13 protein-coding genes and 1 pseudogene are annotated in these 14344 nt (G+C 69.5%); 1 reads left to right on the top strand and 13 read right to left on the bottom strand.

Annotation, left to right across the window (positions count from 1 at the left end; genetic code table 11):
* The 12 genes and pseudogenes from ABZ749_RS03285 to glyA form a co-directional block, all read right to left on the bottom strand.
* Positions 1-163 (bottom strand): annotated as a pseudogene (locus ABZ749_RS03285) (F0F1 ATP synthase subunit epsilon); the annotation flags it as partial.
* An 88-nt stretch (positions 164-251) separates the two neighbouring features.
* Complete coding sequence (locus ABZ749_RS03280; RefSeq protein ID WP_357222282.1) at positions 252-1394, bottom strand: LCP family protein; 1143 nt, start codon at positions 1392-1394, stop codon at positions 252-254.
* A gap of 224 nt (positions 1395-1618) precedes the next feature.
* The gene (gene atpD / locus ABZ749_RS03275) at positions 1619-3055 is read right to left on the bottom strand and encodes a F0F1 ATP synthase subunit beta (RefSeq protein ID WP_357222280.1); all 1437 of its coding nucleotides are present in this window, start codon (positions 3053-3055) and stop codon (positions 1619-1621) included.
* Positions 3055-3984, bottom strand: a complete 930-nt coding sequence (locus ABZ749_RS03270; protein WP_334501836.1) for a F0F1 ATP synthase subunit gamma — start codon at positions 3982-3984, stop codon at positions 3055-3057. Before ABZ749_RS03270 ends, atpD begins: the two co-directional genes overlap by 1 nt.
* Positions 3985-3988: 4 nt before the next feature.
* Positions 3989-5641 carry a F0F1 ATP synthase subunit alpha gene (gene atpA, locus ABZ749_RS03265; protein ID WP_357222277.1) on the bottom strand — a complete coding sequence of 551 codons (1653 nt, stop codon included), beginning with the start codon at positions 5639-5641 and terminating at the stop codon, positions 3989-3991.
* 141 nt (positions 5642-5782) lie between these two features.
* Positions 5783-6604: a F0F1 ATP synthase subunit delta gene (locus ABZ749_RS03260; RefSeq protein ID WP_357222275.1), complete on the bottom strand. Its 822-nt coding sequence runs from the start codon at positions 6602-6604 to the stop codon at positions 5783-5785.
* On the bottom strand, positions 6604-7143 hold the full coding sequence (locus tag ABZ749_RS03255; RefSeq protein ID WP_091406472.1) for a F0F1 ATP synthase subunit B: 540 nt from the start codon (positions 7141-7143) through the stop codon (positions 6604-6606). The genes ABZ749_RS03260 and ABZ749_RS03255 overlap by 1 nt, the downstream gene beginning before the upstream one ends.
* A gap of 32 nt (positions 7144-7175) precedes the next feature.
* The gene (locus ABZ749_RS03250) at positions 7176-7403 is read right to left on the bottom strand and encodes an ATP synthase F0 subunit C (RefSeq protein ID WP_074314047.1); all 228 of its coding nucleotides are present in this window, start codon (positions 7401-7403) and stop codon (positions 7176-7178) included.
* Positions 7404-7466: 63 nt separating this feature from the next.
* Complete coding sequence (gene atpB / locus ABZ749_RS03245; RefSeq protein ID WP_124857598.1) at positions 7467-8264, bottom strand: F0F1 ATP synthase subunit A; 798 nt, start codon at positions 8262-8264, stop codon at positions 7467-7469.
* Between the two features lie 11 nt (positions 8265-8275).
* On the bottom strand, positions 8276-8512 hold the full coding sequence (locus ABZ749_RS03240) for a hypothetical protein (protein ID WP_355008064.1): 237 nt from the start codon (positions 8510-8512) through the stop codon (positions 8276-8278).
* A gap of 181 nt (positions 8513-8693) precedes the next feature.
* A complete protein-coding gene (locus tag ABZ749_RS03235) occupies positions 8694-9119 on the bottom strand; it encodes a hypothetical protein (RefSeq protein ID WP_357222273.1) in 426 nt (141 codons plus the stop codon).
* Positions 9112-10401: a serine hydroxymethyltransferase gene (gene glyA / locus ABZ749_RS03230; protein ID WP_355008066.1), complete on the bottom strand. Its 1290-nt coding sequence runs from the start codon at positions 10399-10401 to the stop codon at positions 9112-9114. The genes ABZ749_RS03235 and glyA overlap by 8 nt, the downstream gene beginning before the upstream one ends.
* 35 nt (positions 10402-10436) lie before the next feature.
* On the opposite strand from glyA, the gene ABZ749_RS03225 reads away from it, so the two are divergent.
* Complete coding sequence (locus ABZ749_RS03225; protein WP_357222271.1) at positions 10437-11900, top strand: SDR family oxidoreductase; 1464 nt, start codon at positions 10437-10439, stop codon at positions 11898-11900.
* A 239-nt stretch (positions 11901-12139) separates the two neighbouring features.
* Here the strand turns inward: ABZ749_RS03225 and ABZ749_RS03220 are convergent, their stop codons facing one another.
* Positions 12140-14251: a transglycosylase domain-containing protein gene (locus ABZ749_RS03220; RefSeq protein WP_357222269.1), complete on the bottom strand. Its 2112-nt coding sequence runs from the start codon at positions 14249-14251 to the stop codon at positions 12140-12142.
* Between the last annotated feature and the right edge of the window lie 93 nt (positions 14252-14344).

Raw genomic sequence — 14344 nt, 5'->3', positions numbered from 1 at the left:
TGATGCGCACCTGACCGGGCTCGGCGAGTTGGCCGAGCAGCGGCGCGTGCCCCGGCAGGACACCGAGCTCGCCTTCGGTCGTCCGGGCGACGACCATCTCGGCGTCACCGGACCAGACCTTCTCCTCGACGGCGACGAGCTCGACGTGAAGCTGCTGTGCCACGCTGTCTCCTTGCTGCGGCTACGGATTGCCGAAAGTCTAGCCTGACGATGCGGCGCGCCCAACGCGGGTGGGGACAACGCCGACCTGACTACTTGGCCTTGTTGACGAATTCCGGGTGCTCCAGCAGGAACGGGTCGAGTTGCTCGTTGTGCAGGGCGGTGAAGAAGTCCGGCACACCTTCCTGGAACTGCTCGCCCAGGTACTTCTGCCCCTCGAAGACTCCACCACCGGGCAGCTTGATCATCTCAATGGCGTTCGGGCGGATGTCCTTCAGGGCGAGCCCGAAGTCGACGACCCTGTTGCCTCGACCATTGAAGATCAACGACTGGCCGGCGGCGCGGAGCACCTTGTCCAGCTTGATCGGGTTGGACACCACGTCGGCGCTGAACGCCTGGCCGACCATGGCCTTGACGAACTGCTGCTGGTGGCGCTGGCGACCGTAGTCGGAATCCGGAACGCCGTTCTTCGGGTAGCGCTGCCGGACGTAGTCCAGCGCCTGCCACCCACTCAGGTGCCGGTTGCCCTTCTTGTAGATCGCCTGCGGGCCGACGTAGCCCTCACCACGGGTGTTGCCCGGCCGCGGCTTGCCGTCCGGCTGCTTGTGCTCGGACTTCACGTCGCGCTCGATGTACATGTCGACACCGCCCATGGCGTCGACGATCTTCTGGAAACCGGTGAAGTTGATGATCGCGCCGGCGTCGAAGCGCTTGATGCCGGTGATGTTCTGCACGGTGGTGGCCAGCAACTCGAAGCCCCGTGCCGCGTCAGGGTTGGCCCCCGGCACCCTGCTGCCGAACGACATCGCCGCGTTGATCTTCGTGGTCTCGCCCGGGAACTCGGCCTTCTTGAACGCCGGGATCCGCACGTAGAGGTCACGAGGCAGCGAGAACAGGTAGGCCCGGTCCATCGAGGCCGGCACGTGCAGCACCATGATCGAGTCGGCCAGCGGCGCGGCCGTCGGCGTACGCGGGTCGATGCCGACGAGCAGGATGTTGAGCGGCCCCTTGATGTCACTCTTCTTCGCCTGGGCGCCCGCCGCCTGGTCGCCGAAGAGGTCAGCCTTGCCGACGGACCCCTCGTAGCGGGCCATCAGCACCTCGGTGCCGACCAGCACGGCGCCGCTGAGCACGGTCAGCACGGTGCCGAACACCGTGCAGAGCCTGGCCCACCGCGGCACACCTCGCCAGAGGGACGCCTTGCGGCCACTCTTGCCGGCCTTACCCACGAGCAGCTCCGTTCGTTACGCCCACGACGAGGAAGACGGGCGCACGTCGTCGAAAGGTTGCAAAGATCAACGCTCGTTCAGGTGAGCGCGGAACGAACCGTAGCTCGGGAGCCGCGGAAGTGACGACCACGAGTAACGGACCGCGACGATGCTAAGGCGCGAAGATGAACAAAAGACTGCCCCGGCATTGCCGGGGCAGTCTTTTTGCTACGGGTATCGACGAGGGCTGGTCAGGCCTTCATCAGCTCCTCAGCCTTGCGCTCCAGGTCCTCGAGACCGCCGCACATGAAGAACGCCTGCTCGGGGAAGTGATCGTACTCACCCTCGCTGATCTTGCGGAACGCCTCGATGGTCTCCTTGATCGGGACCGTCGAGCCCGGCACGCCGGTGAACTGCTCCGCCGCGTAGGTGTTCTGCGACAGGAAGCGCTCGATCCGCCGGGCCCGGGCCACGGTGATCTTGTCTTCCTCGGAGAGCTCCTCGATGCCGAGGATGGCGATGATGTCCTGCAGGTCCTTGTAGCGCTGCAGGATCCGCTTCACCTCGGTGGCGACCTGGAAGTGCTCGGGGCCGACGAACTCCGGGGCGAGGATCCGGGACGAGGACGCCAGCGGGTCCACGGCCGGGTAGATGCCCTTGTCGGAGATCGACCGCTCCAGGTTGGTGGTCGCGTCCAGGTGGGCGAACGTGGTGGCCGGAGCGGGGTCGGTGTAGTCGTCCGCCGGCACGTAGATCGCCTGCATGGAGGTGATGGCCTGGCCCCGGACGGAGGTGATCCGCTCCTGGAGCTCGCCCATCTCGTCCGCCAGGGTCGGCTGGTAACCCACGGCGCTCGGCATACGCCCGAGCAGGGTGGAGACCTCGGAGCCGGCCTGGGTGAAGCGGAAGATGTTGTCGATGAAGAGCAGCACCTCCTGCTTCTTCACGTCGCGGAAGTACTCCGCCATGGTCAGCGCGGAGAGCGCCACCCGCAGCCGGGTGCCCGGCGGCTCGTCCATCTGGCCGTAGACCAGCGCGGTCTTGTCGATAACACCGGACTCGGTCATCTCGGCGATGAGGTCGTTGCCCTCACGGGTGCGCTCACCCACGCCGGCGAAGACCGAGGTACCACCGAAGTTACGGGCAACACGGGTGATCATCTCCTGGATGAGCACCGTCTTGCCCACGCCCGCGCCGCCGAACAGACCGATCTTGCCGCCCTTGACGTACGGGGCGAGCAGGTCGATCACCTTGATGCCGGTCTCCAGCATCTCGGTCTTCGGCTCCAGGTCCGCGAAGGCCGGGGCCTTGCGGTGGATACCCCACCGGTCGTCGGCCTCGAACGTCTCGCCCTCTTTGAGGTTGAGCACCTCGCCGATCGCGTTGAACACGTGGCCCTTGACCGCGTCGCCCACCGGCACACTGATCGGCTCGCCGAGGTCACGCACCTCCGCGCCGCGAACCAGACCGTCGGTCGGCTGCATCGAGATGGCGCGGACCAGGTTGTCACCCAGGTGCTGGGCGACCTCCAGGGTCAGCGTCTTCTCACCGCCGGACAAGCTCACGGTGACGTTCAGGGCGTTGAACAGGGCCGGCATGCCGTCGCGCGGGAACTCGGCGTCGACGACCGGGCCGATGACCCGGACCACGCGACCCGTGGCCGTCTTGGTCTCTACTGGTGCAGTCATCACACTTCACTTCCCGACGCGGCAAGCGCGTTGGCGCCGCCGACGATCTCGCTGATCTCCTGGGTGATCCCGGCCTGACGGGCCGAGTTCATCTCACGCGTGTACTTCTCGATCATCTCTTCGGCGTTGTCGGTGGCGCTCTTCATCGCCCGCCGCCGTGCCGCCGACTCACTCGCCGCCGACTCGAGCAACGCCGCGTAGATCCGCGTGTTGATGTACCTCGGCAGGAGCGCGTCGAGCAGCGCCTCCGCCTCGGGCTCGAACTCGTACGCCGGCAGCAGTCCTTCGGAACGCGGCCGGTCCTCGACCTGCATCGGGCCGATGATCTTCGTGACCGGGTTCTGCGTCATCAGCGAGTGGAACTCGGTGTAGACGATGTGCAACTCGTCGACGCCGAGCACCCCGTCCGCGCCAGCGCCACCGTCGACGTCGTCCGCACCAGCGGTGAACGCCTTGATCAGCGTCTCACCCACCGTACGGGCGTCCTCGAACGACGGCTGCTCGCTGAACCCGGTCCAGTTCGCCTCGATCGGCCGGTCGCGGAACCGGTAGAACCCGACGCCCTTACGCCCGATGACGTAGAGCACCGGCTCCTTGCCGTCCGCCTTGAGCCGCGCGATCAGCGACTCGGCCATCCTGATCGCGTTGGAGCTGTAACCGCCGGCCAGGCCACGGTCGCTGGTGACCAACAGGACGCCCGCCCGCCGCACCCGCTCGCGCGGGGTGAGCAGCGGGTGGTCGATCCGCGCGTTGGACGCCAGCGCCGTGAGCACACCGGTGATGGCCTGGGCGTACGGCAGGGACGCCTGCACCCGGGCCTGGGCCTTGGCGATCCGGCTCGTCGCCACGAGCTCCATCGCCTTGGTGATCTTCTTCATCGACTTCGCCGAGCGGATCCGTTGACGAAGAACGCGAACCTGGGCCGCCATGGGATCAGCTCTCGGCCGGGCGGTCGGTCGCGCTGTCGCGGAAGCGGGTCACCGTCTCGCGGTTCTCGTCGCCCTCAAGCGGGGTGGCCGGCGCGTCGTTGACCTTGCGCTCGTCCTCCTTGTTGAGGAAGACCTGCTTGAACTCCGCGATCGCGGTGTCCAGGGAGCCGGTGATGTCGTCGTTCCACTGGTTGTCGGCGATCGACGCGAGGACACCCTCGTGCTTGTGCCGCAGGTACTGGAGGAACTCCGACTCGAAGCGCCGCACCTCGCCGACCGGGATGTCGTCGAGCTTGCCCTCGACGCCGGACCAGACCGAGACGACCTCTTCCTGCACCGGGAACGGCGAGTAGTTCGACTGCTTGAGCAGCTCCACCAGACGCGAACCACGGTTCAGCTGGTTCTGCGAGGCCTTGTCCAGGTCCGAGGCGAAGGCGGCGAACGCCTCCAGCTCGCGGTACTGGGCCAGGTTGAGCCGCAGCGAACCAGAGACCTTCTTCATCGGCTTCACCTGCGCGGCGCCACCGACCCGGGAGACCGAGGTGCCGACGTTGATCGCCGGACGAACGCCCTGGTTGAACAGGTCGGTCTCCAGGAAGATCTGGCCGTCGGTGATCGAGATGACGTTGGTCGGGATGAAGGCCGAGATGTCGTTGGCCTTCGTCTCGATGATCGGCAGACCGGTCATCGAGCCGCCACCCAGCTCGTCGGAGAGCTTCGCGCAGCGCTCCAGCAGGCGGGAGTGCAGGTAGAAGACGTCACCCGGGTACGCCTCACGGCCCGGCGGGCGACGCAGCAGCAGCGACACGGCCCGGTACGCCTCGGCCTGCTTGCTCAGGTCGTCGAAGACGATCAGAACGTGCTTGCCGCCGTACATCCAGTGCTGCCCGATGGACGAGCCGGTGTACGGGGCGAGGTACTTGAAGCCGGCCGGGTCGGAGGCCGGCGAGGCGACGATCGTGGTGTATTCCAGCGCGCCCGCCTCCTCCAGCTGCCCCTTGATCGAGGCGATGGTGGAGGCCTTCTGGCCGATGGCGACGTAGATGCAGCGGACCTGCTTCTTCGGGTCGCCGGTGCGCCAGTTGTCCCGCTGGTTGAGGATGGCGTCCAGCGCGACGGTGGTCTTGCCGGTCTTCCGGTCACCGATGATCAGCTGCCGCTGGCCCCGGCCGATCGGCGTCATCGCGTCGATGGCCTTGATGCCGGTCTGCAGCGGCTCGAACACCGACTGCCGGGCCATCACGTTCGGAGCCTGCAGCTCCAGCTCGCGGTAGCCCTCCTCGGCGATGTCGCCGAGGCCGTCGATCGGCTGGCCGAGGGCGTTGACCACGCGGCCGAGGAAGGCGTCGCCGACCGGGACCGAGAGGACCCGGTCGGTGCGCTTGACCCGCTGGCCCTCCTCGAGCTTGGCGGAGTCACCGAGGACGACGACGCCGATCTCCCGCACGTCGAGGTTCAACGCCACGCCGAGCGTGCCGTCCTCGAACTCCAGGAGCTCGTTGGTCTTGGTCGAGGGCAGGCCCTCGACGTGGGCGATGCCGTCGCCGGTGTCGGCGACGGTGCCGACCTCCTCGCGGGAGACGTCGGACGAGTAGGAGGAGACGTAGCGCTCCAGGGCGCCGCGGATCTCCTCCGTCGAGATGGTCAGCTCGGCCATCCTCTGCTTCCTTAAAATTCAGGGGCCCGGGATACCTAGTACCAACCGGTCCGAATGGCGTCTGTCAATCCGGGCGCTGGGCGGCTGAACCGCCCTCACGCCAAGCGGCGGAGCCGCTCAGCCGCTGGGCGGCGAAGCCGTTCAGCGCTTCGCGAGCGCGTTGCGGGTCTCGTTGAGGCGGCGCAGGATGGTGCCGTCGTACAGGTCGGAACCGACCCGGACGCTCACGCCACCGAGAACGGCGGGGTCGACCGTCTGCTTGACGGAGACCTCTCGACCGTATATCGCGGTGAGGCTCGCACCCAGCCGACGCTCGTCCTCGTCACTCAACGGGGCCGCGACCGTCACGTACGCCACCTGCCGGTCACGCCGGCCGGCGGCCAGCTCGACCAGCCGGGTGAGCGCCCCGCTGAAGGAGCGTCCCCCGAACCCGCCGAGCGCCGCCTCGACGAGGCGGACGGTGACCGGGCGGGCCTTGTCGGCGAGCAGCTCGCGGGCCAGGGTGGCCCGCTGCTCGACCGGGGCGACCGGGTCGGCGAGCGCATTGTTCAGCGCCGGCTGCCCGGAGACGACCTGGCCGAAGCGGAACAGCTCGTCCTCGACCTCGCCCAGCTCGCCGGCCTTGTCGGCGCTGGCCAGCAGCGCCTCCACGCCCAGCCGCTCGGTGCCGTCGAGCAGCTCCGACGGTGCCGACCACCGGCCGGCGACCAGCGACACGAGCAGGTCGAGCGCGTCCGCGCCGATCCGCCCGCCCAGCATGTCGCCGAGCAGCGCTCCGCGATCCTCGCCGGAGCGGGCCGGCTCGGAGAGCGCCCGGCGCAGCCGCGGCTCGCGCCGCAGCAGGGTCGCCACGGAGAGGATGGCGTCGGCGGTGGAGGCCACCGCCGACGGCTCCGCGCCGCGGACGTACGCGTCGAGGCGCTCGGCCGCGACCTTGTACGACTCCCGGCTGGCGGCCTGCATCAGCGGGCCCCCGTGCTCTCGAGACCGCTCAGGAACCGGTCGACGGTGCCCTTACGCCGCGCCTCGTCGGCCAGCGACTCGCCAACGATCTTGCTGGCCAGGTCCACCGCGATGGTGCCGACCTCCGCGCGCAGCTCGCGCACGATGGTGGCCCGCTCGGCGGCGAGCGCGTCCTTGCCCGCCTGGATGACCCGGTCGGACTCTTCCCGCGCCTTGGCGAGGATGTCCTGGCGGATGCCCTCGGCGTCGGCCCGCGCGTCGTCACGGATCTTGGCGGCGTCGGTCCGAGCCTCAGCGAGCTGGGCACGGTACTGCTCGAGCAGCTGGTTCGCCTCGGCCTGGGCGGCCTCGGCGCGCTTGATGCCGCCCTCGATCGCGTCGACCCGAGCCTGGAACGTCTGCTCCATGCGCGGGAAGACGAACTTCATCAACACGAAGCAGAGCACGGCGAAGGCGACCGTGCCGACCACGATCTCCTGCCAGATCGGAATGATCGGGTTGTGCTCTGACTCACCACCCTCGGCGGCGAGGAGGAACAACATGGGTGACCTCCCGGTCGGAAGGGGCGGAATCAGCCGGCCCAGATGAAGCCGAAGGCGATGCCGAACAGCGCGAGCGCCTCGATGACGGCGAAGCCGATCCAGACGTACGGCAGGGTCATGCGCGACGACTCGGGCTGCCGGGCGGTCGACTGGATGTAGGCGGCGAAGACCAGGCCAACGCCGATGCCCGGGCCGATGGCCGCGAGGCCGTAGCCGATGGCGGCGGTGCTGCCCTCTACCGCGGCGACGTAATCCATTAGTGGTTCCTCCTGGTTATCACGCGTGACTCTCACGCGGGACGACAACGGTTGGTGCGTGGATCAGTGCTCTTCGGCGAGCGCGCCCTGGATGTAGCTGGCGCTCAGCACGGTGAAGACGTATGCCTGCAGGACGATGACCAGCGCCTCGAGGAGGGTCAGCGCCACTGTCATCACCCAGGAGACCACCGAGATCGGCGCCAGCCAGGCGTTGGCGTTGAGCATCGCGAAGCCGCCGAGCGTGAAGACCAGCAGGAGCATGTGGCCGGCGAACATGTTCGCGAAGAGACGGACGGCCAGCGAGAACGGCCGGATGATGAAGGTCGAGAACGCCTCGATCGGGATCAGCAGCGGCAGGATGTACCACGGTGCCGGCGGGATCAGGGCGTGCTTGAAGTATTTGCCGAAGCCGTGGTGCCGGATGCCGATGTAGTTGAACAGCACGTAGCTGATCACCGCGAGGATCGCCGGGAAGGCGATGTGCGAGTTCGGCGAGATCTGGAAGAACGGAATGATCGCGAACGAGTTCGTCAACAGCACGAAGCAGAACAGCGTCGTGAAGTACGGAGCGAACCGCACGCCCTGGTGACCGATCATGTCGACCGAGATGTTGTTGCGCACGAAGCCGTAGATCGACTCGGCGAACCACTGCTTCTTGGTCGGCACCAACTGCGGGTTCCGATAGGTCGCCAGGAAGAAGATGATCAGAACGCCGACCGCGATCCAGATCATCAGCGTGAACTTGGTGAACCACGGGGCGTTCTCCGCGCCCCAGGGCACGATCGCGGGCAGGTAGAAGTCGTCCACACTGGGTGGGAATGCCGCCTGGCCCGCTGCCAGAACGTTCGCCTGTCCGAACACCGTGTCCCTTCCTAAGTAGGCGTGCCGAGCCGACGGACGACGAGGATGATCCCCCCGGTCACGCCGAGCACGACGCCGATCCCGGTGGCGACGCCACCTGTATCGAGCCACTGGTCGACCAGCCAGCCGATGAAACCCCACACGAGCATTCCTCCGATGAGGTAGCTGAGCGCGGTCCAACCCTGACCGGCGCCGGACGGATAATCGTCCGAATCACCGGCGGGACGGGGGGTTTGGTCACCAGCCATGACGGGGCGAACGATATCAGCCGGGAAGACGAGGCTGTGCCTCACCCCCCGCACAACCGTCGTTGTGTGGGCTTCTCGTGGGCGCCGTCGTCTGTGGGCACGCTACTCCCCTTCCGCCCGTCGGAAAATGACCGGAGGCCGACACATTGCGGCGCGTCCGCTGGTTGGGACGACCGCCGGGTCAGCCGTGCGGCCGGCGAGCGTGCACCGTGGTCAGCCACCAGAGGTGCACCGCTGTCCACACTGCCACCCCGGCGACGATGCCAAGGCAAAGAGGGATCAAACCGGGCCAACCAGTCGACGCCACCGCCACCAGCACCGCACCCAACAGGCTGAACTTCAGCACGTACAGGCCCACCCCCAGCGGCAGAAGCAGCTGCGGGTTGACCTGGTCGGCCCGCGCCAGCACCACCGTGGTGAGGGTGTAGCTGAGCACCGTGACGCCCACGCCGGCCGCCGCGCCGACCGCGGCCGTCACACCGCCGGTCACCCCGCCCACCACAGCGGCGACCACGCCGAGCGCCGCCGACGCGGCCAGCAACACCGGCAGGTGCCGCAGCCGCCACCGCCGGTCGGTGCCCGGCTCGACCACCCCGGGCTCAGCCACGGGGGTACGCCGGGAACGCCGCGACCAGCTCGGCCACCTCGGCACCGAGCCGGGTCAACTCGTCGACCCCGCCCGCAGCACCGGGATCGGTGCGCACCGCACGGGCGATCAGGGTCGCCACCTGACGCAACTCCCCCTCGCGCATCCCCTGGGTGGTGACGCTCGGTGTGCCCACCCGGATGCCGGAGGCCACCATCGGCGGCTGCGGGTCGTACGGGATGGCGTTCTTGTTCAGGGTGATCGACGCGGCGTCGCAGCGGCGCTCGGCCTCGGTGCCGGTCACCCCCAGCTCCCGCAGGTCGATCAGGGCGAGGTGGGTGTCGGTGCCACCGGACACCGGGCGCATCCCCTCGTCGGCCAGCCCGGCGGCGAGCGCCTGGGCGTTGCTGACCACCTGCCGGGCGTACGTCTGGAACTCCGGCTGGGCGGCCTCGCGCAGCGCGACCGCCTTGGCCGCGACCGCGTGCATCAGCGGGCCGCCCTGGGTGAACGGGAAGACCGCCTTGTCGATCCGCTGGGCCAGCGACTCGCGGCACAGGATCATGCCGCCGCGCGGCCCGCGCAGCACCTTGTGGGTGGTGGCGCAGACGACATCGGCGTACGGCACCGGCGACGGGATCGCCCGACCGGCGACCAGGCCGATGAAGTGCGCAGCGTCCACCATCAGGTACGCGCCGACCTCGTCGGCGATCTCCCGGAACCGCGCGAAGTCGATCAGGCGCGGGTACGCGGTGGCCCCACAGATGATCAGCTTGGGTCGGTGCGCCCGCGCCAGGTCCCGTACCTCGTCGTAGTCGATCTGCTCGGTGTCCGGCCGGACCGGGTAGCCGACCGGGTGGAACCACTTGCCGGAGAAGTTCACGCGGCTGCCGTGGGTGAGGTGCCCGCCGTGCGGCAGGTCCATCGCCAGCACCGTGTCCCCCGGCTGCACCAACGCGGCGTACGCGGCCAGGTTGGCGCTCGCCCCGGAGTGCGGTTGGAGATTCGCGTGCTCGGCCCCGAAGAGTTCCTTGGCCCGGGCGATGCCGATCTCCTCGGCCCGGTCCACCTCGGCACAACCGCCGTAGTAGCGCCGGCCCGGATAACCCTCGGCGTACTTGTTCGTCAGCGTCGAACCGAGCGCGGCCAGCACCGCCGGCGAGGTCAGGTTCTCGCTGGCGATGAGCTGCAGGCCCCCGCGCAACCGGTCCAACTCGCCGAGGACCACCCCGGCGATCTCCGGGTCGGTGGCCCTGAGCTGCGCGAAATCCGGCCCCCAGAAGGTGCTCGTCTCGGTCTCCACAGCGAACGAGTCTAGGGGGCCGCACACTGGAACCCGTGAGATGCCTCGTCACCGGCGCTACCGGCTACATCGGCGGGCGGCTGACGCCGCTGCTGCTCGCCGACGGGCACACAGTGCGCTGCCTCGCCCGCAAGGCGGTACGGCTGCGCGACGTGCCCTGGGCCTCGGCGGCCGAAATCGTCGAAGGAGACCTGAGTCGGCCGGAGACACTGCCCGCCGCGTTCGCCGACGTGGACGTCGCGTACTTCCTGGTGCACTCGCTGGGCCGGTCCGACTTCGAGGCGGCCGACCGGGCGGCGGCGACCAACTTCGCGGCCGCCGCGCGCGCGGCCGGCGTACGGCGGATCGTCTACCTGGGCGGCCCCGAGCCGGCGTCCGACGCGGAGGTGCCCTCCCCGCACCTGCGGTCCCGCGCCGAGGTCGGCCGGATCCTGCTGGGCAGCGGGGTGCCCACTGCGGTGCTCCGCGCCGCGGTGATCATCGGGTCCGGCTCGGCGTCGTTCGAGATGCTGCGTTACCTGACCGAGCGGCTGCCCGCCATGATCACCCCACGTTGGGTCCGCAACCGGATCCAACCGATAGCGGTCCGCGACGTGCTGCACTACCTGGCCGGCTGCGCCGACCTGCCGGCCGAGGTCAACCGGGGCTTCGACGTCGGCGGTCCGGACGTGCTGACCTTCCGCGAGATGATGCAGCGTTACGCCCGGGTGGCCGGGCTGCGCCGGCGGATCATCGTGCCGGTCCGCCCGCTCACCCCGTCCCTCTCCTCGCACTGGGTCGGGCTGATCACCCCGGTGCCGAACAAGATCGCCCGCCCCCTGGTGGAGAGCCTGATCCACGAGGCGGTCGCCCACGAACACGACATCGCCCGCTACATCCCGGACCCACCCGGCGGGCTGACCGGCTTCGACGAGGCGGTGGCGCTGGCGCTCGCCAAGGTGCGCGACGCCCAGGTGGAGACCCGCTGGTCCACAGCGAGCGGCCCGGACGCGCCCGCCGAGCCACTGCCCACCGACCCGGTGTGGTCCGGTGGCACCGCCTACACCGACGTCCGGGAGCGGACGGTCGACGCACCACCCACCGCACTCTGGCGGGTCGTCGAGGGCGTCGGTGGCGAACACGGCTGGTACTCGTTCCCCCTCGCCTGGTCGATCCGCGGCTGGCTGGACCGGCTGGTCGGCGGGGTCGGGCTGCGGCGAGGTCGACGCGACCCGCACCGCCTCCAGGTCGGCGAGGCGCTGGACTTCTGGCGAGTCGAGGAGATCATCCCGGGTGAGCTGCTGCGACTACGCGCCGAAATGCGCCTACCCGGTCGGGCCTGGCTGGAGATGCGGGTCCTGCCGGCCGACGACGGCCGCAGCCGCTACCAGCAACGCGCCGTCTTCCTGCCGCGCGGCCTGCCGGGGCACGCCTACTGGAAGTCGGTGGCCCCGTTCCACGCGGTGGTCTTCGGCGGAATGGCCCGCAACATAGCCCGCAACGCCGAACAGCCCCGCTAACCACCCCGCGCCTCCCCTGCCTCCCGCGACGCCGCCGCACTCCCGCCCGTCCCACTCCGCGATCTTGCACTTTGTGTTGTCGATTTGAGAGCTTGGGCACCCTTTGTCGCGACAGAAACTGCAAGATCGCGGGAGTGAGGCGGGCGCGGGGCAGGGCGGGGCCCGGGGCAGGGCGCGGTCCGGGGCAGGGCGGGGTGGGGCCCGGTGCGGGGTGGGATGGGGCTCGGGGTGGGGTGGGGTTAGTTGCCGGCTTGGGGTTGGGTTTGGAAGGCGGTGCGTTCGCTCGGCGGAACGAAGTCGCGGATCGGTTGGTCGCGCAGGGCGAAGGCGAGCACCTCGCCGACCGCGTTCACCATCTGGGCCTGCACCGCCTGACCGACCGCGTCCCGGGGATCGTCCGGGTTCGCGGCCATCGAGGCGACCGCGAGTTGCGGCGTGAACGCCACCACCGTCTCCGTCTCGTACCGCTCGGAACTGCCGGTCTTGCCCGCCACCGGGCGGCCGAGCTTCGCCCGCAGCCCGGGTGCGGTGGCGCCGTCGCAGCGCCCGTACATCGACTGGTCGCCGACCGGGCAGCGGGCCGCGTCGGTGGCCGCCCGTGCCACGTCGGGGTCGAGCACCTGTCGGCAGTCCGGCTTGGCGGCGTCGACCGGTCGGCCGCCCGAGTCGGTGATCGAGACCACCGGCAGCGGCGCGCACCAGGTCCCCTCGGCTGCCACTGTGGCGTACGCGCCGGCCAGGTCCAACGGGGTGGTCGCGGCCACGCCCAGGGTGAACGGACCCCAGTCCTTCGCGCCGTAGCGGGCCAGCTTGGCGTCGGACTCGGCCCGCAGCACGATGCCGAGCCGCTCGGCCATCTCCACCACCCGGTCGGCGCCGACCTTCTCGGTGAGCCAGGCGAAGTACGTGTTCACTGAGCGGCCGAACGCGCTCCACATGGTGCGGGGGCCGTCCATCGACGACGGGCTGGCGTTCGCCGGGCACCAGCGTCCGTCGCAGCTCGCTGCCCCGGTCACCGGGAAGCGGGTGAGCAACTGGGTCGGCGCCACGAAGTCGGTCGACAGCGGCAGGCCGGACTCCAGCGCGGCGAGCAGGGTGAAGAGCTTGAACGTCGACCCGCCCTGGTACCCCTCGATCGCGCCGCCGCCGGCGACCAACTGGTTGACGGTGTTCGGTCGGTTCTTCTGCCCGACCGGGTTGTCCGCCACGCTGTAGGCGCGGTTCACCGACATGGCCAGCACCCGCCCGGTGCCCGGTTGCACCACCGCGGTGGGCACCGCCTCGGCCCTGGTCGGCGCGTAGATCTTCAGCACCTGCTCGGTGGTGGCCCGCTGCACCCCCGGGTCCAGCGACGACACGATCGAGAAACCGCCCCGGCGCAGCGTGCGTTGCCGTTCGTCGGCGGTCGCCCCGAACGCGGACTGGCTGCTCCACCAGCGGGTGAACCAGTCGCAGAAGAAGCCCCAGTCGCGGTGCGCGTCGGGCACACCCGTGCAGTCGTTCGGGGTCTCGCTGGGCCGCAGTTGCAGCGGTTCGGCGCGGGCCGCCGCTGCGGCGTCCGCCGGCACCTGCCCCGTCTCCACCAGCCGCTCCAACACGTACGACCGTCGGGCCACCGCGCTGTCGGCGTCGCCGTTGATCGGGTCGTCGCTGTCCGGCGAGCGCACCAGACCGGCGAGCAGTGCCGCCTGGGCCAGGGTCAGCTCGGCCGGGGAGCGGGAGAAGTACCGCTTGCTGGCCGCCGCGATGCCGTACGCCCCGGCACCGAAGTAGGCGATGTTGAGGTAACGGGTCAGGATCTCGTCCTTGTCGAGTTCCCGCTCCAACGCGAGCGCGTACCGCATCTCCTGGAGCTTGCGGACGGTGGTGAGTTCGGTGGCGGCGTCCCGTTGCGCCTCGGTCAGCCGAGGGTCGTTGCTGAGCACGTTGCGGACGTACTGCATGGTCAGCGTGGAGGCGCCCTGCCGGGTCTGGCCGTCGCGCTTGTTGACTGTGAACGCGCGCACGACGCCCCGCAGGTCGACCCCGCTGTGCTGGTAGAACCGGACGTCCTCGGCGGCCACGATCGCCCGGCGCATGACCGGAGCCACCTCGTGCAGCGGCACGTCCACCCGGTCCTCCTGGTAGAAGGAGGTGATCAGGGTGGTGCCGTCGTTGGCGTACAGGTTGGAGCGCTGCGCGGTGGGCGGCGTCCGGAGTGTGTTCGGCAGCTCCGAGTACGGCGTCGACAGGGCGCTGAAGCCGATCCCGAAGACCAGGGCCGCGGGCAGTGCGGCGGCGGCCAGCACCAACCCGGCCAGCACTCCGGCGATCACCACGGTCAGCAGTTTGTCGAGTTGGGCCCGGATCATCAGCTCTCCCCGCAGGAGCCGGTCACGCTAGGACCCGTTCAGAATGACCCGGAACGCCCCTTTGGCCCTGGGTTTTCCCCAAACCCGGAGGAA

Origin of the sequence: Micromonospora sp. NPDC047753 (assembly GCF_040642735.1) — a bacterium.
In the GTDB taxonomy this organism is placed as follows: domain Bacteria; phylum Actinomycetota; class Actinomycetes; order Mycobacteriales; family Micromonosporaceae; genus Micromonospora.
The sequence above is the reverse complement of the archived record's forward strand: the minus strand, read 5'-3'. Positions and strand labels throughout refer to the sequence as shown.

Coding starts and splice junctions, on each gene's coding strand:
- ABZ749_RS03240 (WP_355008064.1), bottom strand. CDS start 8,512: ATGGCTGGTGACCAAACCCCCCGTCCCGCCGGTGATTCGGACGATTAT.
- atpA (WP_357222277.1), bottom strand. CDS start 5,641: ATGGCCGAGCTGACCATCTCGACGGAGGAGATCCGCGGCGCCCTGGAG.
- ABZ749_RS03260 (WP_357222275.1), bottom strand. CDS start 6,604: ATGCAGGCCGCCAGCCGGGAGTCGTACAAGGTCGCGGCCGAGCGCCTC.
- ABZ749_RS03250 (WP_074314047.1), bottom strand. CDS start 7,403: ATGGATTACGTCGCCGCGGTAGAGGGCAGCACCGCCGCCATCGGCTAC.
- atpD (WP_357222280.1), bottom strand. CDS start 3,055: ATGACTGCACCAGTAGAGACCAAGACGGCCACGGGTCGCGTGGTCCGG.
- ABZ749_RS03270 (WP_334501836.1), bottom strand. CDS start 3,984: ATGGCGGCCCAGGTTCGCGTTCTTCGTCAACGGATCCGCTCGGCGAAG.
- ABZ749_RS03220 (WP_357222269.1), bottom strand. CDS start 14,251: ATGATCCGGGCCCAACTCGACAAACTGCTGACCGTGGTGATCGCCGGA.